The organism is Paenibacillus sp. JZ16 (genome assembly GCF_015326965.1).
Lineage (GTDB): Bacteria > Bacillota > Bacilli > Paenibacillales > Paenibacillaceae > Paenibacillus_AQ.
In genome coordinates, this window is record NZ_CP017659.1 from 7,292,134 (window position 1) to 7,316,324 (window position 24,191).

Annotated in this window: 20 protein-coding genes; 12 read left to right on the forward strand and 8 right to left on the reverse strand. The window is 50.0% G+C overall.

Annotated features, from left to right (window positions below; translation table 11 throughout):
- Positions 1–52 precede the first annotated feature (52 nt).
- The 4 genes from qoxD to qoxA form a co-directional block, all read right to left on the reverse strand.
- Positions 53–340, reverse strand: a complete 288-nt coding sequence (gene qoxD, locus BJP58_RS32805) for a cytochrome aa3 quinol oxidase subunit IV (protein ID WP_194542146.1) — start codon at positions 338–340, stop codon at positions 53–55.
- 1 nt (position 341) lies between these two features.
- On the reverse strand, positions 342–938 hold the full coding sequence (qoxC, locus tag BJP58_RS32810) for a cytochrome aa3 quinol oxidase subunit III (RefSeq protein ID WP_194542147.1): 597 nt from the start codon (positions 936–938) through the stop codon (positions 342–344).
- On the reverse strand, positions 935–2,878 hold the full coding sequence (qoxB, locus tag BJP58_RS32815) for a cytochrome aa3 quinol oxidase subunit I (RefSeq protein ID WP_194542148.1): 1,944 nt from the start codon (positions 2,876–2,878) through the stop codon (positions 935–937). Before qoxB ends, qoxC begins: the two co-directional genes overlap by 4 nt.
- A gap of 63 nt (positions 2,879–2,941) precedes the next feature.
- The gene (qoxA, locus tag BJP58_RS32820; RefSeq protein ID WP_194542149.1) at positions 2,942–3,946 is read right to left on the reverse strand and encodes a cytochrome aa3 quinol oxidase subunit II; all 1,005 of its coding nucleotides are present in this window, start codon (positions 3,944–3,946) and stop codon (positions 2,942–2,944) included.
- A 624-nt stretch (positions 3,947–4,570) separates the two neighbouring features.
- On the opposite strand from qoxA, the gene BJP58_RS32825 reads away from it, so the two are divergent.
- From BJP58_RS32825 to BJP58_RS32845, 5 genes are all read left to right on the forward strand, one after another.
- On the forward strand, positions 4,571–5,599 hold the full coding sequence (locus BJP58_RS32825; protein WP_233354825.1) for a sensor histidine kinase: 1,029 nt from the start codon (positions 4,571–4,573) through the stop codon (positions 5,597–5,599).
- Entirely contained in the window at positions 5,596–6,228 is a 633-nt protein-coding gene (locus BJP58_RS32830; RefSeq protein WP_194545147.1) for a response regulator, read from the forward strand. Before BJP58_RS32825 ends, BJP58_RS32830 begins: the two co-directional genes overlap by 4 nt.
- 189 nt (positions 6,229–6,417) lie before the next feature.
- Complete coding sequence (locus tag BJP58_RS32835; RefSeq protein WP_194545148.1) at positions 6,418–7,350, forward strand: ABC transporter ATP-binding protein; 933 nt, start codon at positions 6,418–6,420, stop codon at positions 7,348–7,350.
- 16 nt (positions 7,351–7,366) lie between these two features.
- Positions 7,367–8,647 carry an ABC transporter permease gene (locus BJP58_RS32840; RefSeq protein ID WP_194542150.1) on the forward strand — a complete coding sequence of 427 codons (1,281 nt, stop codon included), beginning with the start codon at positions 7,367–7,369 and terminating at the stop codon, positions 8,645–8,647.
- Positions 8,647–9,750: an ABC transporter permease gene (locus BJP58_RS32845; RefSeq protein ID WP_194542151.1), complete on the forward strand. Its 1,104-nt coding sequence runs from the start codon at positions 8,647–8,649 to the stop codon at positions 9,748–9,750. Before BJP58_RS32840 ends, BJP58_RS32845 begins: the two co-directional genes overlap by 1 nt.
- 93 nt (positions 9,751–9,843) lie before the next feature.
- On the opposite strand, the gene pdxR is transcribed toward BJP58_RS32845, so the two are convergent.
- Positions 9,844–11,295: a MocR-like pyridoxine biosynthesis transcription factor PdxR gene (gene pdxR / locus BJP58_RS32850; RefSeq protein ID WP_194542152.1), complete on the reverse strand. Its 1,452-nt coding sequence runs from the start codon at positions 11,293–11,295 to the stop codon at positions 9,844–9,846.
- A 142-nt stretch (positions 11,296–11,437) separates the two neighbouring features.
- On the opposite strand from pdxR, the gene BJP58_RS32855 reads away from it, so the two are divergent.
- The 4 genes from BJP58_RS32855 to BJP58_RS32870 all read left to right on the forward strand — a co-directional run bounded on the left by BJP58_RS32855 (position 11,438) and on the right by BJP58_RS32870 (position 14,229).
- Entirely contained in the window at positions 11,438–12,055 is a 618-nt protein-coding gene (locus tag BJP58_RS32855) for a LysE/ArgO family amino acid transporter (RefSeq protein WP_194542153.1), read from the forward strand.
- A 110-nt stretch (positions 12,056–12,165) separates the two neighbouring features.
- Entirely contained in the window at positions 12,166–13,014 is an 849-nt protein-coding gene (locus BJP58_RS32860; protein ID WP_194542154.1) for a GNAT family N-acetyltransferase, read from the forward strand.
- A gap of 75 nt (positions 13,015–13,089) precedes the next feature.
- Entirely contained in the window at positions 13,090–13,902 is an 813-nt protein-coding gene (locus tag BJP58_RS32865; protein WP_194542155.1) for a sugar phosphate isomerase/epimerase family protein, read from the forward strand.
- A 165-nt stretch (positions 13,903–14,067) separates the two neighbouring features.
- Entirely contained in the window at positions 14,068–14,229 is a 162-nt protein-coding gene (locus tag BJP58_RS32870) for a hypothetical protein (RefSeq protein ID WP_194542156.1), read from the forward strand.
- Between the two features lie 766 nt (positions 14,230–14,995).
- Here BJP58_RS32870 and BJP58_RS32875 read toward each other — a convergent pair.
- Positions 14,996–16,840 (reverse strand): ABC transporter ATP-binding protein, encoded by a 1,845-nt coding sequence (locus tag BJP58_RS32875; protein ID WP_194542157.1) that lies wholly within the window; start codon positions 16,838–16,840, stop codon positions 14,996–14,998.
- Positions 16,833–18,569, reverse strand: coding sequence for an ABC transporter ATP-binding protein (locus tag BJP58_RS32880; protein WP_194542158.1), 1,737 nt, complete (start codon positions 18,567–18,569; stop codon positions 16,833–16,835). The genes BJP58_RS32875 and BJP58_RS32880 overlap by 8 nt, the downstream gene beginning before the upstream one ends.
- A gap of 186 nt (positions 18,570–18,755) precedes the next feature.
- Between BJP58_RS32880 and BJP58_RS32885 the strand changes: the two genes are divergently transcribed.
- Together BJP58_RS32885 and BJP58_RS32890 are read left to right on the forward strand one after the other, a co-directional pair.
- Positions 18,756–19,658, forward strand: coding sequence for a M15 family metallopeptidase (locus tag BJP58_RS32885; protein ID WP_194542159.1), 903 nt, complete (start codon positions 18,756–18,758; stop codon positions 19,656–19,658).
- The gene (locus tag BJP58_RS32890) at positions 19,655–20,209 is read left to right on the forward strand and encodes a VanZ family protein (protein ID WP_194542160.1); all 555 of its coding nucleotides are present in this window, start codon (positions 19,655–19,657) and stop codon (positions 20,207–20,209) included. Before BJP58_RS32885 ends, BJP58_RS32890 begins: the two co-directional genes overlap by 4 nt.
- Positions 20,210–20,351: 142 nt before the next feature.
- Here the strand turns inward: BJP58_RS32890 and BJP58_RS32895 are convergent, their stop codons facing one another.
- Positions 20,352–21,578 carry a nitrate/nitrite transporter gene (locus BJP58_RS32895; RefSeq protein WP_194542161.1) on the reverse strand — a complete coding sequence of 409 codons (1,227 nt, stop codon included), beginning with the start codon at positions 21,576–21,578 and terminating at the stop codon, positions 20,352–20,354.
- 438 nt (positions 21,579–22,016) lie between these two features.
- Here BJP58_RS32895 and nirB point away from each other — a divergent pair, with 438 nt between their 5' ends.
- Positions 22,017–24,191, forward strand: coding sequence for a nitrite reductase large subunit NirB (nirB, locus tag BJP58_RS32900; RefSeq protein ID WP_194542162.1), 2,175 nt, complete (start codon positions 22,017–22,019; stop codon positions 24,189–24,191).

The window sequence follows — 24,191 nt, forward strand, 5'->3', positions numbered from 1 at the left end:
TCAGGCTGCGAACATTCATCGTTACGTTGCAAATTCAGAGATATTCGCAGGATTAAGCATACCAGCCCCATACGAAGATGAACAGCGTTCCGAAAATCGTGACAAGGCCAACGAACAGAGCGAAGGCAATGTTGATGTAAACGGATTTTTTGTCATCACTTTCCCCGACGTGCATGAACAGCATGAGCTGAACGGCTGCCTGCAGGATAGCGGTCACCAGCAGAACGGCCATTTTCGAAGCTGCCGGCATATCCAGCAGAACGACGAGTGCAACTGCTGAAAGGACGAGAGACGATATATAACCCGCTACATGCTTAATTGGAAACAGCTGTTTTATCATGTCACATCAGTCCTTTCAAGTATACAAAGCTGAAAATGAAGATCCACACAACGTCCAGGAAGTGCCAATAGAGCGAGAAGATGAAGGACTTGTTGGCTGTGGAATGATCCAGTCCATGCTTTTTAAGTTGAATCAGAATGGCAGCTCCCCACAGGAGACCGAAGGTAACGTGAGCTCCATGCGTGCCAAGCAATGTGAACAAGCTGGAGGAGAAGGCGCTGGTTGAGAGCGTTACTCCTTCATGCACATAGGTGAAGAATTCGAAGATCTCGATTCCGAGGAATCCCGCACCCAGCAGCAGGGTGATGACCATGAAGATCATCATCTGCTTTTTCAGTCCCAGACGCATCGCATGAACAGCCAAACCGATGGTGAAACTGCTCGTTAAGAGCAGGAACGTTTCAAGCAGGACCGGCGTAATTTCAAAGATTTCCGCTCCGCTCGGACCGCTGGCAAAGCGGTTCACGAGAACGAAGTAGACGGTAAACAAGGTGGCAAAGAGCGCAATTTCAGCTCCGAGGAACAGCCAGAAGCCAAATATTCGATTACGGTTTTCCTCTGTTCCATATTCCAGCGGCTGAGTGGCATCTATTTTCATACCGTATCACCCCGCAGTTTCTGTTCGGTTTGAACAATCTCTTCAACCGGAATGTAGTATCCGTGATCACGGTCGAAGGACATGGTTGCCAAAATAATCAATACCGCGATACCCGCAACGATGGATGGAATCCACCAGCTGAATACCAGGAAGAAGCCAAGGAAGAAGAAGGCGATACCCAGTATAAACGGTTTACCGGTGTTGCTTGGCATATGAATCTTCGTGATTTTCTCATCCGAAAGCGGCTCGTTGTTTTTCTTCGAGAACCAGAAGGCATCGCGGCCCTTGACTTTCGGTGTTACCGCAAAGTTGTATACAGGAACCGGACTTGGCGTTGACCATTCCAGTGCGCGTGCATCCCATGGATCTCCTGTTTTGTCGCGCGGCTCGTAACGTGTACTCCAGTAGATGTTGTATACCAGAATGATGAATCCGATCGCCAGTCCAATTGCGCCGACCATCGACAGCATATTCAGCGGGCCAAAGCCGGTTTCGGCCGAATAGGTGTACGTACGACGGGTCATCCCCATCAATCCCAGGAAGAACATCGGGAAGAACGTTACATTAAATGAGATGGCAATGAACCAGAATGCGATTTTGCCCAGCTTTTCGTTCAGACGGAAGCCGAACACTTTAGGGAACCAGTAATGGAAACCGGCAATGACGGCGAATACCGCGCCTGGAATGAGCACATAGTGGAAGTGGGCAACCAGGAACATCGTATTGTGATACTGATAGTCGGCACTGGCCATCGCCAGCATAACGCCGGTTACGCCGCCGATCGTGAAGATCGGGATAAAGGCAAGCGAGTAGAGCATCGGCGTCGTAAAGCTGATTCGACCCTTGCGAAGCGTAAAGAGCCAGTTAAATATTTTGATCCCGGTCGGTACGGCGATCGCCATCGTTGTGATGGAGAAGAAACCGTTGACCATGGCCCCTTGACCCATCGTGTAGAAATGGTGGGCCCATACCAGGAAGGACAATCCGGAAATAATCGCCATGCTTAATACCATGGAGCTATAACCGTACAAGTTCTTTTTGGAGAAGGCCGAGATAATCTCACTGAAAATACCGAATGCCGGCAGAATAACGATATACACCTCAGGATGACCCCATACCCAGAACAGGTTGGCCCATAGCATATCCATACCGCCGTTCGCCATCGTGAAGAATTGGGAACCAAAGATGCGGTCGAACATCATAAGCAGGAGCGCAATCGTAAGTACAGGGAAAGCAAAGATAATGATGACACAAGTGATCAATACAGACCACGTAAACATCGGCATGCGCATCAAGGTCATGCCCGGAGCACGCATCTTCAGTATCGTTACGATAAAGTTAAGACCTGTCAGCAACGTACCAATCCCTGAGATTTGAAGCGACAGAGAGTAGTAGTTATTGCCGACCGTCGGACTGAATTCGATACTGGCCAGCGGGAAGTAAGCGGACCAGCCGGCATCCGGCGAACCTCCGATAACGAAGGAAATGTTGAACAGCATCGCGCCGGCAAAGAACAACCAGAAGCTGATTGCGTTCAGTTTAGGGAATGCTACGTCACGGGCGCCGATCTGGAGCGGAACGATGACGTTCATCAGACCGAAAATAAACGGCATGGCCATAAAGAGGATCATGATGACCCCGTGAGTCGTGAATACTTCATTATAATGCTGACCGGTCAGAAACTTCATCTCCGGTGCGGCGGTTTGCGCACGCATCATGATCGCGTCCACGCCTCCGCGGAACAGCATGATCAATGCACAGATGATGTACATGACACCAATTCTTTTGTGATCCACGGTCGTCAGCCATTCCCGCCACATGTAACCCCACTTCTTGTAATAGGTCAAACCGAAGAGGATTGCGAGCGAGACGAGCACGATACTCACCATGGCGCCGTAAATTAACGGATCACCGGTAACGAAAAATTCGTCCCATTTCATAAAGGCCTAGCTCCTTTCTGGATGTATGAAGTAGATCGGGTGAACAACGTTTCACGCACCGATTTAATGTCCTTCATGTTGATGATTTGGGCTTTCTTCAGCCGGGAAGTTCGGCAGCGGTTCGTTCGGATCCACGTTCGTTTCGCTGTCAAATTCCGTTTCTTCCGTTGTTGCAGGATCCGGGTGGACGTCTTTATGGTCCTGATGCTCCTCATTGCCGTTGACATCGCCGCCATGGTGATGATCTTCGGATGGCGGCGGACTGAATTCCAGATGCGTATTGGAGAAAGTCATCCGACCGACATGCGCGGTATCCAGAAGCTTCTTGAACTCATCTTCCTTCAGTTCAGGCGCGGTGTCCTTTACATCTTTAACCCACTCATCGTACTCGGCAGAGGTCATGGCAAGAGCTTCGAACTCCATATGGGCAAAGCCTTCGCCGTTGAAGTTCGCGTTACGGCCCATCATCGAACCCGGCACGTCGGCAACCATGTTCAGCTTGGTGATCATGTCGCTCATCGCGTACTTCTGTCCGTGAAGCTGAGGAATCCAGAAGCTTGTGATCGGACCGAATGAATACAGTCTGAACTCGATTGGACGATTGGTCGGAATGTTCACGTAATTGACAGTCTCGATTCCTTCTTCCGGATAACTGAAGTGCCATTTCCAGTTCGAGGAGGAAGCGTAAATAACCAGAGGCTCTTGGTTCTCGTAGCCTTCAGGCACATTCTCGACGGCCACCGTCGTTTTGACCGTTACGACCGAGAGCACGGCAACGATCAGAATCGGAATGGCGGTCCACAGAATTTCCAGCCATTTGTTGCCCTCTTCATGAGGCGGCTCGTAACCTTCGTTGGATTTCTTGGCTCGATATTTGGTAAGCATGTAGATATAGAGCGCGTAAACTACCGCTAGAATTCCGACCATCATGAGAATGGAGAATATGATTGTATCGGATAGGGTTCTGGCAGCCGGTCCTTTCGGATCTAATACCGTGAGCAAGCTGCATCCCGATAAGAGCAAGGTAAAGCATAATAACAATGCAAATAACGGCCCTCTTTTGTTCATGATGTACCCCTTTCCTTGAAACGTTCGTTCGATTCAATGTTACTGACACATCTATAGTAGAAAGTTCCGGTCGGCTTTGCAAAACACATAAACTTGTATAATTAACAAATAAATCCACATTCGTGTCAATGTATGTAATTTTATGTGTTCAATTTGTTACAAAAGGGTACGGCTGTGAGCGAAATCATTGTAGTGGCGCGGTTTTGAGGCAGTTCATACTTTGTTCAAACATTCACGAGAGTTACCAGTTTCGTCACAATTCCGGGCCTGTTTTTCGCCGCAATCGACCCCTAAGCCTGCCGAATAAATCCCTGTATTGGTAAGGGTTTAAAGGTGTATGTATATTTTTTCACAATAAATTCGAAGCGAATTTTTATTTCCAGTTTACTTATTTCACCCAAAGGCGCGACGAGGCATGTGATATGATATAACTAAAAATTGGAACGGGATTTTTTTCTGGAAATTGTGAAACTCTTGATAGGAAAGAGAGGGGAGCAAGTGCGGTCGTTCTGGATATGGTTTTTATTTCTTGTTTTGAGCTGGCTGGGTGCCTTCGCCCCTGTGCTCCAGCATGTTAATCCGGATCAGTTGCCTTGGAGGTTGGGGAGCAGCGCCATTTTTTTCATGGCCTTTTTTTTGGCGCCATTATTCCGTGCCAGACCTGCAATGCTATTTGTCACACTGCTCGTAGCGTCGGTATTTTCCGTTATCTCCTTATGGCCGACCAATACGACTGCAACGAACCCGTACATTCTGCTGGTTTATTCCATCCTGGCGGGAAAAGCCGTGTATCGGCTCCCGTTCGTTCATGCTGCCTGCATTGGTCTTGTTCTGGCTGCAGGTGCCATGGTGCCGGGTTTGTTCGGATACCCCGAGTTTCCGTGGTTCTTCCTCGTTTTATACTCGGTTATGCTCGCGATGGGGCTGGCCTTATTTCGCACCGTCTTCTCCCGTAATGAAGAGTCAAGAGTGCGATATGAAACGCTGCTCAGTGAGTATCGTAATTTGAAACGTCGCCTGATTACCGATGAGCAGCATGCCAGGCAAGAGGAGCGGGCTCAAGTGGGTCGCGATATCCATGACTCCGTCGGGCATAAATTAACGGCACTGCTCATGCAGCTTGAGATGCACCGGATGCAGGCAGACGGGGAAACCGCCGAGGTTCTGAAGGGGCTTAAAGCCCTTGCCAAGGAAAGTCTGGAGGAGACCAGGAATGCGGTGAAATCCATGAAGCAGCAGGAGACCAGCGGATTGCCCGCGATCATTGGGCTTCTCCGGCGGTTGGAATCCGAGAGCTTTATGCGCGTAACGCTAACGGCGCGGCATGGAGCCCTAACCGTACCTTTAAACAATATCCAATCCATTGCGGTATACCGTGCGGTTCAGGAAGCCATGACCAATGCGATGAAGCATGGGAGCATGCGAGAAGTGTATATCATTTTTGAAGCGCCGGGAGGCGGCATTTTCCGTTTTGAGGTAAGCAATCCGTATCACCGGAAACGCGATATACACCGGGAGGGCTATGGTTTAAAAGCGATGCGAGAGCGAATGGAAGAGGCTGGGGGCGAGCTTCAAATCTCCCAGTACGACAACCAATTTATCGTTCGCGGAACGTTATTCATGTCCAAGTTAATAGAGGAGGGAGTCCGCTGATACGTATATTATTGGCAGAGGATCAGGCCATGGTTCGTCAAGGTCTGAAGATGATGATCGAAAGCGATTCGGATATGCTGGTTGCCGGTGAAGCAGGTAACGGCAAAGAGGCTGTGGCTTTATGCGAAAGCCATACCTTTGATGTCGTCGTACTCGATATCCGAATGCCGGAGATGAACGGTTTGGAGGCTGCCCGCATCATACGTTCACGCTGGCCGAAGACAAAAGTGCTGATGCTGACGACGTTTAACGACGATCAGTATGCGGTCGAGGCGCTAAAGAGCGGGGCAAGCGGATACATGCTGAAGGAGGCGGAGCCGGAGGCTTTGATCCGCTCGATTCGAAGCTGCTTGAGCGGTGGATTGTCGCTCCAGGAGGATGTGGCGGCCAAGGTGATCCCCAAACTGCTGGGAGATAAGAAAGCACCCGTCGTTGATGCTTCGATTACCCCGCGGGAGCTGTCCATCATGCGTCTGGTAGGGGAAGGGCGCAGCAACCGCGAAATCGCAGACGAGCTGGGTTTGTCAATCGGAACGATCAAGAATCACGTCAGCCAGATTATGGACAAACTTGATCTAAGAGACCGGACACAGCTGGCGATTTATGCTATACGGCACAATGTGGTTTGATTCGCGAGAGAGGACGATATCCCGTTAAATCCGAACCTAACATGACTGAAGTCATGGTTCGGAATCAAAGCAATGACCGAGGGCAGTGATGGCACTGCCTTTTTGCATATACACTTGTAGCAGTGGAGGACGATATGAACGAAGGGCAACAAGGCACGTTAGGGTTCATATCGAGAATGGGGGGACATGATGCTGGAAACCGTAGAACTTCGAAAAGTGTTTAAGGGCAAGATTGCTGTGGAGGAAGTCAGCCTGTATCTGGACCGGGGAGAATCCGTCGGATTGATCGGTCCGAACGGCGCCGGGAAATCGACAACAATCTCCATGATATCATCCTTGCTGAAACCGACGGGCGGCGATGTGCGCCTGAACGGCAAAAGCGTGCTCAAGCATCCGCAGGACATTCGCACCGTATTAGGCGTGGTGCCTCAGGAAATTGCCTTGTATGAGGAATTGACCTCGTATGAAAACCTTAAATTTTTTGGGCGCGTATATGGATTGAACGGAAAGGAACTGGAGATCAAAATTCAGGAGCTGCTTGAGACGGTCGGTCTTCGGGATCGCCAGAAGGAGTTAATTCGAACCTATTCCGGGGGCATGAAGAGAAGGATCAATATTGCAGCTGCTCTGTTGCATGATCCGCAAATCGTCATCATGGATGAACCGACCGTGGGCATTGATCCGCAATCCCGCAATCATATTCTTGAAACGGTCCGGCGATTAAACCGGGACAAAGGGACAACGGTACTGTACACAAGCCATTACATGGAAGAGGTGGAGCAGCTGTGCAGCCGGATGTACATCATGGATCACGGGCGGATTATCGCTTCGGGTACTAAGGAGGAGCTGCAGCACATCTTGTCCGGTGAGGATACGCTGATCATCCAGCTGAATCGCCCGAATCCGGAGCTGGCCGAGGAGCTTCGCTCCTTAGAAAGCGTCAGGCAGGTTGAGGAGACGGATCATGGGCTGAAGCTCATTGTCATGAAGAACAGTTACATTCTGTCCGGTATTGTGCAGGCTGCCGAACGCCATGAGGTGCAGATTCAGAATATTCATATCCAGTCGCCAAGTCTCGAGGATGTATTTCTTCATTTGACCGGCCGCAAGCTTCGGGATTGAGGGGAGGGACAGCCGCTTGGGCGTATTTTTCAAAAAAGACTTTCTCGTCTATTGGAGAGACCGGAAAGAGATGCTGATTGCTTTGTTTATGCCATTAGTGTTAATCCTAATTCTTGGATTTGCCTTGCCGAATTGGGTAGAGAATTCGAATGAATCCCTTGAGATGAGAGTTGCATTGGTCGTGAAGGACCGGCATGAAGAGGGAGTCCATGCCTTTCAGGAAAGTCTAAAGAGTTTGTCAATCAGCACGGAAGAGAAGAACGAATTGAGTAAGGCAGCTGCGAATTTCCAACCGGAAGCCTTATTAATGAATATGTTCGGCAGCGAAGATGTGGAGGAATTTCTTCAAGTTGCTGCTTTGGATGACCAGACTGCCCAGGTACAGCTGAAGGAAGAGAAGGTGGAGGCCGTCCTAACAGTTCCTGAGGGGTATACGCTGGCTGCGCTTAACAGGCTGCTCCTGCATGAGGGGGACGGTGCGGTGCTGACTTTGACGGCGCTAGAGAATTCAATGAAAGTGAATGTTCTGCAAAATATGCTGGATGGATTTTTGGGTGCCGTTAATTATCAAGCTGCGCTGGACAGCGGAATGGAAGAACAGGAAAGCAAGGGTGAGGGCGAGCTTGCGCTGGCGAACAGTCCTGTCGGGGGATTGGAACAAATTGAAGGTGTGGACATGATCACCTCGTTCCAATATTACGCCCTGGCGGTCAGTATATTCTTTGCGCTGTCCGTTTCCACAACGACGGCGTCCAAATCGATCACAGAAAAGCGAGAGATGGTGTTTATGCGTCTGCTTCTTGCCGGAACCCATCCATTTCGCTACTTGTCCGGTAAGGTTGGGTCGACCTTCTGCATGTCTCTGCTGCAATCTGCGGTCCTGCTGATCGTCTCGCATTTTCTGTTTCAGCTTTTTCCGGGGAAATCCCTGATCTTCTGGATCGGTTTGACCTTCATTATCTTCATGATGTGTCTAACGGTTGCGGCGTTATCTGCGTTTTATACGGCCATGCTCTTCCGAATGAAGGACACGGATGTCGCAACCGGCATTTCATTCATACTGCTTCTCGTGCTTGGCGTTATCGGAGGGAATCTGGTGCCGATCTATATTTTGCCGGATTGGCTGATGAGCATTGGCAGCGTAACCCCCAACGGCTTGGCTTTAATGTCCATGATTCAGTGGATACAGGGTAGTCCGTTTCAAGAACTATGGCTGCCGATCCTGTACCAAGGGGTGTTCTTCATCGTTATTCTAGCTGCGAGTTTATGGATTTTTCCACGAAGGGGGCGGATCTGATGGCGCCCATCTTATTATCGCAATGGATGAAAGAAAAGCGGAATCCATGGATGATCATCATGTTCATCGGTCTGAGCATATTGGCCACGCTGATGTTCGGAGGGAAGGCTGATAGCAAGATCAAGATTGACATCTTCACCGCAGACGGGGCGGTTGATGAGTCCGAAGCCAAGTGGATCGAATGGCTGAATCAAAACGATACGTTCGAATTTCGAATGGAGGATGAACAGACGGCAAGAAAGAAAGTGCGCGAGGGACGCGCAGATCTCGCCGTGAAGCTGGTCTCGGACGATTATCGCATCATAGCCGCAATGGATAACCCATATGCCCAGTTAGCTGATCAGCATCTCCGTACGGTTTATGAACGAGAGCTGCAGCTTCGGGCCGCAGCGGCGAACCTGCAAGATGAAACGAAATTTCGCGAGCACGTGCATGCTTATATGGAGAAGCCACCCTTGCGTCTCCAATCCGAGTCGCAGGGTGGGGGAGAACTCGTTTCACATGATATGGGACTTCAGCTGATGTTCGGATTTTCGTTATTCCTGGTCATGTTTACCATTGGTTTCAAGGTAAATACGATTACGAAGGATAAAGCCTCCGGCGTATGGAATCGGCTGATACTGTCTCCTGTCCGAAAAACAGAGATGTATATGGGTCATCTGCTATACAGCTCTGTGATCGGCATCTTGCAGATCATCCTGGTGCTGCTTATCTTTCGGTATGGTTTCGGCTTCGACCTAGGCGACCAATTCGGCTTGCTGCTGCTAGTCACTGTGATCTACACACTGACCATCGTCGCTTTATCCATGCTCTTTGTTGGCATCTTGCAGTCGCCTGAGCAATTTGGGACGTTGTTTCCGTCCATCATTCCGATCATGCCGCTCATCAGCGGGGTATATATGCCGCCAGGCACAATCACGAATCCGATTCTGCTTGGCCTCGCGGAAGTCATTCCGCTGACGCATGCTATGAAAGCATTGACGGGAATAGTTGTGTACGGCAATGGCATCGCGGATCTCTGGATCCCGATTACCAAATTGCTGCTCATCGGGGTGTTGTGCATGGGCATAGGCATTAATTTGATGGAGCGGCGTCATGTGTAGGTTACGGGTATGGATTAGTGAAATGAAGCGGGCACACTGACAAAAGGAAAGGGCCTTCCCAAAGGATCAAAGTCCTCGGGAGAGCCCTTTTTTTCATGACAACGCATGAAGGCGGATAAGCTTTGCCAGCCGGATAAGCCCGCTCTTCAGCTGATCGTACGAGGCGTATGCATAGGATAGGCGCAGATGCTGCTGGTCGTTACGGTCATATATATTTCCGGGATTAAGCAAAATACTCTCCTTCAGCGCCTGCTCAAATAAAGGCCGAATAGAGAGGGGATTCTTGATACGAAGCCAAATATAGAATCCGCCTTGAGGGATATTCCAGTGTGCGATATCGAGGAAATGTTGCTCAAGTAACGATAGGGTAAAATCTCGGCGTTTCCTAAGCTCTGACCGTATATGATCGAGATGATTCTCATATAACCCGCTGGAGAGCCATTCCGCGACGGCATGCTGGGATAGTGAGCTGGAGCCGTAATCGGTTTGCATTTTGATGTCGGACAGCCGGTCGATGACAGGCTCAGGCCCGGCGATCCACCCGATGCGCAGCCCGGGACCCAGGGTCTTGGACATGCTGCCCATATAGAGCACCAGACCTTGTTTATCCGAAGCCTTCAGCGGAGGTGGCGAGGGGGTATCGAACCATAAATCCCCATACACGTCATCTTCGATTAAGGGCAACCTTTCCTGAGTGCATATCCGAAGCAGCTCTGCCCGCCTGTCAGAAGACATCAGGGTGCCGGTTGGGTTATGAAAGGCAGGGATGGTATACAGCAGAGCAGCCCTGTGTTGGCGCTTGAGTCTCCCGATGGCTTCCGTTCGGATCCCGTTCTCATCCATAGGGATGCCGTGCAAATGCATGCCGGCGGATTGAAACACATGGATCGAGTTCAGGTAAGAGGGATTCTCCACCAACATGGAGGAGCCGTGATGCAGCAGTCCCAGCGAGATCAGCTGTAAGCCTTGCAGCCCCCCGGAAACGATGAGTATGGAAGCAGGGGAGGCTATAATCCCTTTCTTTTTCAGATGCTCACTGATGAATTCTCTTAAATATAGGCTCCCTTTCGGTTCCGAGTAGCCCAAGGTGAAACGGCTGGACATCCTGCCGTTAAACGTCTCCCGTATTTGGTCGGTCGGGAGGAGATCGGGCGAGAGCTCGCCTGTTCCGAGACGGATCATGTTCGAATCGGTTTCCGCACGATTGATTTGCTGGATCATCTGGATATTGGGCTGATAGGAGCCGGATTTTACATATTGATTCCAATCAGGCGGAGGCGTGGCAGCAAGTAAACTCCAAGTATTGTTGATAATCACCGTGCCTTGTCCCACGCGGGATTCAATTAAACCGTCTGCAGCGAGCTCCCCGAGCGCATACACAATGGTGCTGCGGTTAACTTGATATTTGGCAGCTAGCTCTCGCTGCGTGGGAATTCGGGTTCCGACCGGCCATTCCCCGTTCATGATTCTGCTCTTGATATCATCATAAATTTGCCGATGAAGCGGCACATCGGAGTACTTATTTAATTTCCATTCTTCAGCCATAAGTATAAGTAAACCTGCTTTCATGTAGGAATATGCCTCAGTATACCTCATTGGTTGGTTCAAGCGCCAACCAATTGGTTGGAGACGCAGCCGACATCCTCCTTTACAATGGTGAAAATATTCACTGGAGGTTTGGTTTTATATGATCAGTGTCTTGCTTCATGGCTTCATCCTGGCTTTAGGCCTTATTCTTCCTTTGGGCGTCCAGAACGTGTTTGTATTTAATCAGGGAGCGGTACAATCCCGCTTCGTCAAGGCACTGCCCGCCATAATTACGGCATCGCTCTGTGATACGCTGCTGATCTCATTAGCGGTTCTGGGCGTATCCGTTGTTGTTCTGGAATATGAATGGATCCGAACCGTGCTGTTTACATTGGGGATTTGTTTCCTGGTCTATATGGGAATGGTGACCTGGAAGAGCAAACCTTCGGGTCAAGTGTTGGAAGAGGCTCGTTCGTTTACGCCGAAGAGGCAAATTGTTTTTGCCATGTCCGTATCCTTGTTAAATCCGCATGCTGTCCTGGACACGATGGGGGTCATTGGCACAAGCTCTCTTCAATATTCAGGGATGGATAAAGTGATTTTTGCCGTCGTATGCATCGCAGTTTCATGGCTGTGGTTCTTGGGTCTAGGAATAGCAGGCAGGGCAGCTGGAAGGATGGATGCATCAGGGAAATTGTTGTCTACGTTGAACCGAATATCCGCGTTGATTATGTGGGGAACAGCGGCGTATCTGGGGGTTAGCCTGATTCTATCTTAGCTAGGAACACAATGAGTGATTTTTTTATTATAGCTGATAAATCCCTTGGCCCACGCTTCTTCCAACCTATATAATGAGCCTAATTCAAAAGGGGATAAGGAGGGGGAGTTATGGAATACAGATTAGTAAAGGCGGATCGCAAAATGTTCTCGAAATATTTCGCTACCTATTATAAGAATAATTGGTTTAGACCGAGCTGGGGTGATTTAACCAAGGTTCTATCGGCTTCGGACGACGGTTACTGGGTATTCGCAGGCGAAGATAAAGCGGCTGGGGTTTATTTGTCTGACCATTCTATCGCTCTTGTATTTGGCATCCCCCCATATTCCATTACCACCAAGATGATGGATGCCGTAAAGCGCTATGCCTTAAAATCTTGGAAATTGACAGAGGATCTGCATGCATATAACGTTCTAGCTGAGCAGGAGATCGCTTTTCGTGAAACTGGTTTCGTTCGAGTTGAATCCAGGCAATGCATGATGCGGCCTACCGAGCAGCTGGAAACATCGATGGATCTCAATGATATGCATAGAATACCGTCAATAGATGATATGTCTAAGATTGTAGAGGTGTTTAGGGAAGCCTATGCTAATGGACCGGATGAGCGGGAAGCCCAGGTTTATGCTGAGGACGTAGCACGATATTTTGACGCAGTGGACCCCAAGCTGTTGGGAGCATCTTCCGTAGTATATGACCGAATAACGGGAGAAATCGTCGGTGTATGTTTGATCTCTTTATGGGAGGGCTTGCCACTCGTCTATAGTATCGCCGTATTACCCCAACATCGAGGGATGGGGTTGGCAACCGCGATGCTGGATAGGGCGTTAACAGTCCTGGAGCCTGATTATCCGGTTCTGCGTCTTTTTGTAACGACGGGAAATCAGGCGGAGCAGCTGTATAGGAAGAGAGGCTTTCTCTCCGGCGGGGAATATCATCAGCTTAGATACACCATCGAGTAAGATGTGATGCGTAGGTCTTTTGGAAGTGCGATAAACGGAAGCTAGTTCCTTTATCCATTCTGAGGAGGTATTCAGTTGAACATTTCGATTGGCGGTTATTCTTTTTATAATACGTTTCTGGAAGGAAAAATGGATGTGTTCGGTTATTTGGAGACGGTGAAGTACCGGTACCGAATGGATGCGGTTGATTTGTGGAACGGTTTTTTTATCGATCGGAGCGACAGCGTATACAAGCTTGCTGATAAGAGCTACATCCGCAAGATTAGAGAAGCGCTGGATGAGAAAGAGATGAGGGTGGTCAACTTTGCTGTGGACGGAGCGCAACTATGGGATCCTGACCCGGATCTTCGGCAGAGGCTGTATGAGAATGCGCTGGTTCATTTGGATGCCGCTGAAATCCTGGGCGCTGAAACCGTGCGGATCGACACCGGCGGCAGTTATAAGGGATCGGAGCCGATGACTGATGAACAGTTCGAGTATACGGTTAAACGTTATCGCGAATATGCGGATCGTGCAGCGGATGGCGGTTATACCATTGGTCCGGAAAATCATATGGGCGCCTCACTGCTTCCACATGAAATGAAACGGCTTGCAGAGGAAGTCCATCATCCTGCTTTTGGTTTTCTGCTTCATCTTGGCAGATGGAAGGCCGATGAGGCTGAAGGGGATGCGATGGTTGCCCCGTGGACGGTACATACTCATTTTGACGCGAAAACAGCGGTCCATCCCGGTGCGGAGGAGAAGGTACGGTGTCTGCTCGCAGGCGGTTACAAGGGCTATTGGGGCGTCGAATGCAATGCACCGAACAATCAATATGTGGAGATGGAATGGATGATCGGGGCTGTAAAACGGATCGTGAGTAATGCCAGTCAAGTTGAGTTGGAATGATGGGATCGTACGAGATGGTGGCCTTGTAGTCATTTGCATGGCATTGGAAGTGCGTTTGATTTGTATTTGTATTGCATCGAAAGTACGATTGAATGACATTTGTATGGCATCGGAAGTATGATTGAATGGCATTTGTATTGCTTCGAAAGTATGATTGAATGACATTTGTATGGCATCGCAAGTGCGATTGAATGGCATTTGCATGGCATCGAAAGTACGATTGAATGGCATTTGTATTGCTTCGCAAGTGCGTTTGAATGGCATTTGCATGGCATCGAAAGTACGATTGAATGGCATTTGCATGGCATCGCAAGTGCGTTTGAATAGCATTAGTATGGCATCGAAAGTACGATTGAATGGCATTTGTATTGCTTCGCATTGTATTTGTTTTGTTAACGGACTGAGCATCCGTTATTTAGTTAAAAAAGACGAAATTAACTAGTTTAGCGGACATGAGGTACGTTATTCCCCGTAAAAGTGTGATTTTCGCCCTATGCTAACTAAAATAACGGATCTGGTGTCCGTTCGATTCGCGAATTGAGCTGTTTTGATGGAAATAACGGATCTGGTGTCCGCTCGATTTGTAGATTGAACTGGTTCGATGGAAATGAAGGCCCGGGTGTCCGTTCGATTGGTAGATTGAGCGGGTTTGATGGAAATAACGGACCTGGTGTCCGCTCGATTTGTAGATTGAGTTGGTGTTTGATGGAAATGAAGGCCCTAATCTCCGCTCGATTTGTAGATTGAACTGGTTCGATGGAAATGAAGGCCCGGGTGTCCGTTCGATTCGTGAATTGAGCTGTTTTGATGGAAATAACGGATCTGGTGTCCGCTCGATTTGCGAATCGAGCTGGTTCGATCGAATTAAAGGCTCTCAGATCCGGTTGTGTTATTCCCGATAGTCTTAAGCAGATACAGATACAGATTCTGCTCTGCAGTAACAAGGAGAAGGTAGTCGATAAGCAACACCCAACACGCAGCACTCATTACTCAAGACACTTATCCTTATAGCAGACAAACAAGAGAGCCGTTCCATGGAACCGGCTCTCTTAATTGTTGTCAGCGGCTTGTAAGAATATTACCTAACCCATCTTCAACCGCTTAACTTAAACTGGCTGTTATATAACTCGTAATAAAAGCCGCGTTTGGCCAGCAGCTCTTCGTGTGTGCCGCGCTCTGCGATACCGCCTTGATTCATGACGAGAATCTGGTCAGCCTCACGGATCGTGCTTAGACGATGAGCGATGACGAAGCTGGTTCGGCCCTTCATCAGGGTGCGCATGGCGGTCTGAATATGCATCTCCGTCCGCGTATCAATGCTGCTGGTAGCTTCGTCCAGAATCAAAATGACCGGATCGGCAAGCACCGCGCGAGCGATCGTCAAGAGCTGCCTCTGGCCTTGGCTCAGGTTGCCTCCGCCCGACACAAGCAGCGTGTCATAGCCTTCGGGCAGCTTCATGATAAAGTCATGCGCATTGGCAAGCTTGGCGGCGGTTTCGATCTCTTCGTCCGAGGCATCAAGCCGGCCGTAGCGGATGTTCTCCCGAATCGATGCCGAGAATACATAGGCATCCTGCAGCACGATTCCCAGCTTGCTCCGCAGGTGATCCTTATCAAGCTGTCGGATGTCGACCCCATCAATGGTGATCATGCCAGAATCGATCTCATAGAAACGGGTCAGCAGATTGATGATGGTGGTTTTGCCGGCACCTGTCGGACCGACAAGCGCAATGGTCTCGCCCGGCCGAGCGGTAAGGGAAACGTCCTTCAGGATCGGGATTCCTTCCTTATAACTGAAGCAGACATGGTCAAATTGCACCTCGCCATACATGTCATCTGCTGTATTCTCGTCTGGATTGTCCTGGTACTCGGACTCGGTATCCATCACCTCAAAGACCCGTTCAGCACCCGCCACAGCAGATTGCACGAGATTGAATTGATTCGCCAGGTCGTTCAGCGGCCGTTGAAACTGCTTCGAGTAGTTCAGAAATGCAACGACAACCCCCACGGTAGTAAAATCCTTGAATGCCATATACCCGCCGACCGCCGCAATTAAGGCAAAACTGATGTTATTCAGCACGTTCATAACCGGACCGACGGTACCCGAATAAATCTGAGCTTGAATGCTGGCATCGGTCAGCTTCTTGTTCATGACATCGAACTGCGCAGCGGCATGCCGCTCCCGGCGATATACCTGAACGACCTTCTGCCCCGAGACGGTTTCCTCGATAAAGCCATTAAGCTCACCCAGCGTGCTCTGCTGCTTGGAGAAATGCTTCCTTGTCCGGCTTGCTACGATCTTCGTGAACAGCATGACAAGCGGAATGGTCACCATGCTGAGCAGCGTCAGCCATACGTTCAGGTACAGCATAATGGCAAGCGATCCAACCAGGGACAGCAGGCTTGAAATGAGCTGGGTTACGCTCTGATTCAACGTCCCGGAAACGTTCTCGATATCGTTGGTCGTGCGGCTCATTAATTCGCCGTGGGTCTTGCTGTCAAAGAAACGCAGCGGAAGGACTTGAAGTCTCGCAAAAATATCCCTCCGCATGTCCTGAATAGACAGCTGCGAGACCTTAACCATGACATGCTGCTGCAGCCATGCTGTGAGTGCAGTACCCGCGTAAACCGCTAGAAGCACCGCGCACAGCCCCATGAGTCCCTCAAAATCTCCCGGAATGATATAATGATCCACCGCATTCCCCAGCAGGTAAGGAGCAATCAGGGACAGAATCGTCGTGATGAGCGTGAATGAGAAAACAGCGATCATGCCGCCTTTAAATGGTCGTATGTAACCCCAGATCCGGCGTAATGTTCCCATTGTATTTTTGGGCTTCGCCTTGGCCATCGTCATTCCGCGCATGGGGCTGCCGCCGCGCAAACTCAGATCCGGAGCTTCTGTATTGCCATGCTTGGATCCTTGATCGGGTTTAGCCATGGGAAGACACCTCCTTGCCGAATTGCGATTGATAAATATCCTGGTACAGCTCACAGGAAGCAAGCAGCTCGCTATGCGTACCTTCCGCTACCAATTCTCCATCGTCCAGCACCAGTATGCGATCGGCATCAATTACGGAAGAGATCCGCTGGGCAATCATGAGGCAGGTTCGACCCTTCATCAGCCGGGCCAGCTCTTTCTGAAGCCTGGACTCCGTTCCCATATCGATGGCACTGGTGCTGTCATCCAGAATCAGAATGGCGGGGCGGAGCAGTAATGCCCGTGCAATGGATATCCGCTGCTTCTGGCCGCCGGAGAGGTTCACGCCTCTTTGTCCAAGCATCGTATCGTATCCTTCCGGCATGGACGAAATGAATTCATGCGCCTGCGCAGCCTTGGCCGCTGCAATCACTTCTTCATCGGAAGCATCCGCTTTCCCGTAGCGGATATTATCCCGAATGGTGCCTGTGAAGAGGATGGATTCTTGCAGGACGATGCCGATGCGTTCGCGTAACGCCGATAAGTCGAATTGTCGCACATCGGTTCCATCGATGAAGATCCGTCCGGAAGTTACATCATACAGGCGGGGAAGCAGGGATACCAGAGAGGTTTTTCCCGAACCGGTTGCTCCCATAATCGCGACGGTCTGCCCCGGTCGAACCTTGAAACTGACATGATGTAAAACAGGCTTCTGAATCCCCGGTTTATAGGAAAAAGTCACCTGGTCAAATTCGATTTCTCCCTGCTTGTATGCATTTACCGCCGGATGATCAGCGTTTGCAATCTCGGATTCCGTATGCATGACTTCCTGGATACGATCAGCGGAAACCTTGGCCGTAGAGATTCGAACCAGCATCATCGCCACGGAGGAAACGGAGAACAGCACCTGTGTCACATAGTTGATGAAGGCTACCAGGCTTCCCACCTCGAACGAGCCATCAATCGCGTTCTTCCCGCCGAGCCAGAGGACAATCACGATGCTGATGTTCAGTATCATGGTCAAGATGGGCATATTGAGCGCGACAATCCGTTGTGTTTTAACCGAAACTTGCGTGAAGTCGGTATTCGCTTGATGGAATCGATCCTTCTCATACCCGGCTCGCACGAATGCTTTGGATACCCGGATGCCGGCAAAATTCTCTTTCAGGACTGTATTCACTTTATCGAGTTTCTTCTGAACGGTGGCGAATAAGGGTAGGGTAGCCCGGATCAGAAAGAACATCACAACGAACAACAACGGAACGGCAATGGCCAGAATGATGGCGAGCTTCGGGCTAATGATCACTGCCATGATCATGCTTCCAATCGCGAGCAACGGAGAGCGTACGAAGATACGCAGCAGCATCTGGACCATGGTCTGAATCTGGACGATGTCGCTCGTAAGCCGTGTGATCAGCGAACCCGTTGAGACATCGTCCAGATTACGGAACGAGAGGGTCTGAACCTTAAGGAACAAATCCCGGCGCAGGTCGGCACCGAAACGCTGCGAGGCAATGGAAGAATAGATCGTACAACCGAGACCTCCAAGCAGCCCGATGGCAGCCGCACCCAGCATGATGAGACCTGTATGGAGAATGTGCGCAGTATCGTTCTGCATGACGCCTTGATCAATAATGCTGGCCATGAGAATGGGCTGGAGCAAATCCATGGCGACCTCCAGCAGCATAAGCAGCGGCGCAAGCAGGGCCGCAGCCCAGTGGGGACGTAAATAACGAAATAATTTGAGCAAGAATAATGGCACCTTCTTTATTCTTTTTAGTCTAAATACCAAGTTAAGCCATTGGCTTCAATCTTGTCAAAGGGAAAAGGGATAGGCGAGAATCATCTCTCTTAAGAAAAACTTTAACTTTTTCCTACTTTTCCTTAAACTCTATTCATTAATCTGGATAGACCAAGCTAGAGGGAGTTGTTGAAGTTGAAAAAAGGTTTGATTATGCTCGTTATATTTCTGTTGGTCGGATGCGAGTCCATTCTGACGGAGACGCCTAACGTGAAGGATAGGGTGGACAGTAGGGATGGACAGGAAACAAAGACGGATTCCGGCACGCAATCGAATCAGACATCCGCTACGCAGACGATCCGTGTAACGGATGAACAAGTGACGCGTGGAAACTTGGTTCTGGTCAATAAGGATCATCCGCTTGATCCGGAAGCGGTGCCGAAGGATATCGTAACATTGTTTGAAAATCAAGATTTAATGTATGGTTATGTGGTTCTGGATAACACGATCCGGTTATCGCGCAGTGTGGCGGAGAATTTCCGTAATATGATTGAAGCCGCCGGAGAAGATGGAGTCAATCGCTTCATGATCAGCAGCGGGTATCGGGATGAAGACGAGCAAGAACAGCTTTATCGTGAAAAAGGTTCCGATTACGCCTTGCCTCCAGGCTACAGCGAGCATAATCTCGGGCTCTCGATGGATATCGGATCGACGCAACAGTCGATTGATCGATCGCCCGAAGGGAAGTGGCTGAAGGAGCATGCATGGGCGCACGGATTCATTCTGCGCTATCCTCAGGACAAGACAGAGATTACAGGCATTCAGTATGAACCGTGGCATTTTCGTTATGTTGGGCAGCCGCACAGCATGATCATGAAGGAACTGAATCTTACCTTGGAGGAATATCTGGATTACCTAAAGGATCAATCCAGCTACAGAACAACCGTAGATGGGAAGGAATACGAAATTAAGTATGTACCCGTGACATCCAAAGACATGGAGATTGAGATACCGGCAGGAAGCGAGTATGAGATATCTGGAAACAATATCGACGGAATCATAGTGACGGTACTGCTAAGCAAGGATGATGCGGAATGAAATTATCGAATAAATGGTTACTATTATTGCCGTATTCATTGTATCTCTACGTCTTACTCAAGGTGATTCTATTCAAGTTCGGTTCCGTAGATATATCGGTTCTGTGGCAGCAGCTGCATCGAGCCACCGAGATCCCGGAATATGCACAGAATCGATTGCAATTTGCCAATTTCACGCCTTTTGAATCCATTCGAATGAATATGAGGCGTCTTACGAGTCCACATGACGTGATCAATCTCTTCGGGAATATCGCCATATTCATGCCTAATGGCATATTCGTCGGTCTTATGCTTAGGAGCAAGTTCCTCGGGTTCATTGGCTCCTTTACGACATCTCTGGGGTTGAGTCTCGCGCTGGAATGCTCCCAGCTCGTTTTTTCAATGGGAAGTTTTGATGTGGATGATTTAATTCTGAATACAGCCGGCGGGGTGCTTGGATACGGCGTGTTTCTCATGTTGAAGCTAATCTTTTCAGGAACAACTCTGCCTATTGACGAGAGACGAGAAAGAACGGGTAAGCCTTTAACTGGGAACGAACGAGTAAGGAACTGAAGTGGATTGGATAGAAGGGGGATTGAAAAAGCACAGCTACAAAGCATGACCAATACCCGGTTTAATACCGGGTATTGGTCTCCTCAACATATTCTTAACATTTGTATTCGTTTGACAAGGATATAACCTGAGAGACTTTTATTTATAGCTTGGCCGAACCGGCCTGCGGACCTGATGACACACTGCGAAGCCAGCTTCGCCGCCATTTCAGCTGCATCACGACTGTAAGGGTCAGCGAAGCGGCAGCTATGAAACTTAAAATAATGAAGCCCGCTGTGTATGAGCCTGTCGCCTGGTATAATCGGCCGAGAATAAGCGGCAGAGCATAACCTCCAAGCCCTCCGGCGGCTCCGACAATACCGGTAACCAGGCCGATCTCGCCGCCAAACCGCTGAGGGACGAGCTGAAATACCGAACCGTTTCCCGCACCCAGGCACATCATGCCAATAAACAGCAGCGTGACAACAAGCCAAAGTGGAGGCATGAAGGAGACGCCGATGAGCATGATGGACGCCCCGGTATAGAGAAACATGAGCATCCGTGAGCCCCCGATTCGATCGGCCAGAAAGCCGCCCACAGGGCGGAAGAAGCTCCCTGCTATGACGCAGATCGTGGTAATGTCGGCGGCCTGGACCGCGGAGAGACCATACTGGGTGTTGAAGAAGATCGTCAAATAGTTAGCAAGTCCCACAAAGCCGCCGAACGTCACGCAGTACAGGGCACAGAATACCCAGGCATCACGCTGCTTAAGGACATTTGCATATTCGGACCATCTTTTGGGAGCGGGACGATTCGGACTATTGCGTGCAAACAGCGAGAAGTAAATGAATACCAGCACGATGGGGATAATGGCGAGTCCGAACACAATCTCCCAGCTTCCGAAATGTTGGGCAAGCCGATTGGCGAAGAGGGTTGCGAGGACCGTGCCGCTGTTACCGGCACCGGCAATTCCCATCGCCAAACCTTGATGTTCCTTGGGATACCACTGTCCCGCCAGTGGCAGAGCTGCAGCGAACGAAGCTCCAGCCACCCCTAGCAGAATAGCGACAACATACAATTGATCCAGGGAATCTACCCACAACCAGCCTAATAATAAAGGGATCAGCGTAACGACCATTCCAATCTGAGCCGTTAATTTAGGACCCAGGCGATCCGCCAGGAATCCTAATACGAGTCGGAGTATGGAGCCGCCCAGAACGGGAAGCGCCACAAGATTTGCCTTCTGCACCGGGTCCATCGGATAATCCGCGGCAATGACCACCGCAAGGGGGCCAAGCATGCCCCATATCATAAAGCTGATGTCAAAATACAGAAAAGCACCGAACAGCGAGGGCTTATGCCCGCTTTGCCAAAATCCTTTCCTCTCCATCGTTATCGCTCCTTATCCAAAATGTGTACTTTCTCTATTCGTGTCGACTCCCAGCTGCAGGCATAAAAAGACCGCAATCGCCCTTTGCCAAGACGATTTGCGGCCTCATTGCCCAAAGACTAAAGACACATCATTGTGTCCCCGTCCGTAAAATAACATATGATTATGATGATTCACATTATAGAGAAGTGGTCAACTGAATGTCAATATACTTTACATAATTTCGCTTGATATTTATTTATTCAGCAATATAATGAATTTGGTGTTATGTATATTGACATTTTTTTGTGCATCAACTAATCTGAATGTATGGTTATTATTGAAAATCGGCACAAAGGTGTGCCGAATTAGAGGCAATGACGCCCTTTCCCTCATTATGGGAAAGGGCGTTTTCTATTTTCTTACATGAAGATGACATGGCGGGAGTGGAGGTGTTTCATGAGGAGAAAGAAGCTACTTGTCGTTGGCAATGGGATGGCGGGAATACGATGTGTTGAGGAAATCCTCAAGCTGGATCCGGAGCTCTTCGATATTACGATATTCGGTGCCGAACCTCGCCCTAACTACAATCGAATCCTCCTATCCAAAGTGCTTCAAGGTGAACATTCTCTCCAGGATATCATTCTGAACGATTGGTCCTGGTATGAGCTGCATGGCATTCGGCTGTTGGCAGGGGAGACCGTTTGTCATATCGATATCAAATCCCGCGCTGTCGAGACAGTCTCCGGTATACGGGAAACGTATGATGCGTTAATTCTGGCAACAGGCTCATCTCCCTACATTCCGCCTATAACCGGAGCGGATAAGGAAGGCGTCATTTCGTTTCGGACTGTGGACGACTGTACGAAAATGACCGAAATGTCCAAGATGTACACGAAGGCGGCAGTCATTGGCGGAGGCTTACTGGGATTGGAGGCTGCCCGCGGGCTTCTCCATCTCGGGATGGATACCCAAGTGGTTCATAATGCTCCTTATATCATGAACCGGCAGCTGGATCGAACGGCTTCGATGATGCTGCAGCGGGAACTTGAAGCTCAAGGGATGCAATTTAACTTGGCGAAGGACACCACGCGAATTGTTGGCCGCACGAGAGCGCAGGGTCTTCGGTTTATGGACGGGACGCGTCTAGATGCGGATGTAGTCGTTCTCGCTGTTGGGATCAAGCCCAATGTGGAGCTTGCCCAAAGAAGCGGCATTCGAACGCAGCGGGCGATTCTGGTGGATGACTTCATGAGAACGAGCGAGCCGAACATTTATGCCGTGGGAGAGTGCGCGGAACACCGAGGCGTAAGTTATGGTCTGGTCGCTCCTCTGTATGAGCAGGGGAAGGTGCTGGCCCGTGTCATCTGCGGCCGGGAGGCGGAGCCATATGGCGGGTCGATTCCCTACTCCCAGCTTAAAGTATCGGGCGTGGATGTATTCTCCGCCGGAGTGATATCAGGGGAAGGTGCTGAAACGGCCATTCAGCACTACGATGCCGTATGCGGCACATACAAAAAAGTGACCATGCGCAATGGCAGGGTTACGGGTGCTGTTCTGTTCGGAAATACGAATGAGGGGTCCTCGCTCCTGACATTGGTGCAGCAGGGTGCGGCTGTGTCAGAGCTTATACCTTCTGAAAGCAGCGGCCTCAGCGCAGCCGAATCCGCTGCAGAGGCGCTCCCGGAACATGAAACGGTTTGCGCTTGCAACGGCGTCAGCAAAGCGGCGATCATGGCGGCTATTACCGAACATCATCTGGAAAGCTCGGATGAAGTGAAGGAGCATACCAGGGCATCCGGTTCCTGCGGCGGCTGCCGGCCTATGGTGGACGCTCTTGTCAAATATATGCGAAGCGGCAAGAGGAAAGAGGGTTTGCATACGGAAGCCAGAACGCCAATCGAGGTTCCTGTATGTGAATGCACGGTGCTTGGTCCATCTTCATTGAAGCAAGCGGTGGTTCATGCCGTGTCTCAAGGCTGTCATTCCGTTCAGGATTTTATGTTACGTCAAGGTTGGAAGAAACCGGACGGTTGTGAGGTGTGCTGTCCAGCCTTACGATTTTATTTTGACATTGAAATGACGGGTGCAGTTCACCATGATGAGCGTAGCCAACCAATTAAAGCAAGTGCCGACGACGTTTTTTATAAGGGCTCAAGGTCCTATCAGGGGGTCAAGGTATGGGTGGGAGACACGGAAGGATCGAAGCCAGAGGCGGCAAGCATTCGTAAAATTGGGGAATGGCTTCGAACCGGCTGGCGAGAGGTGTCCCTTCCTTCCCCGGTGAGTGCAGGGGTGTCTGATTGCACAGCGTCGTCCGTCAGCATCCTGGTTCAGGGGATCGGAATTTCCGTTTCTCCCGCGGGCTGGGAGGTTTATCTCGGCGGACATGCGGCGCATCCTGTCCGTGAAGGGCAGTTGATCGGTGTTGCGGAGAGTGAGGAAGATGTCGTCCAGCTCGCAGCTGCTAGCTTGCAGTGGTACCGTCAGAACAGCATGTATGAGGAACCGCTGTGGAGGTGGGTGGAACGTACAGGCGTGACGGCGATCCGGGAGAATGTTCTTGACGATGATCTGCAAAGAGAACTTGCAGAACAGCTGTCTCGCTATGCATGGGAGGCGCAGGTCCGTTAA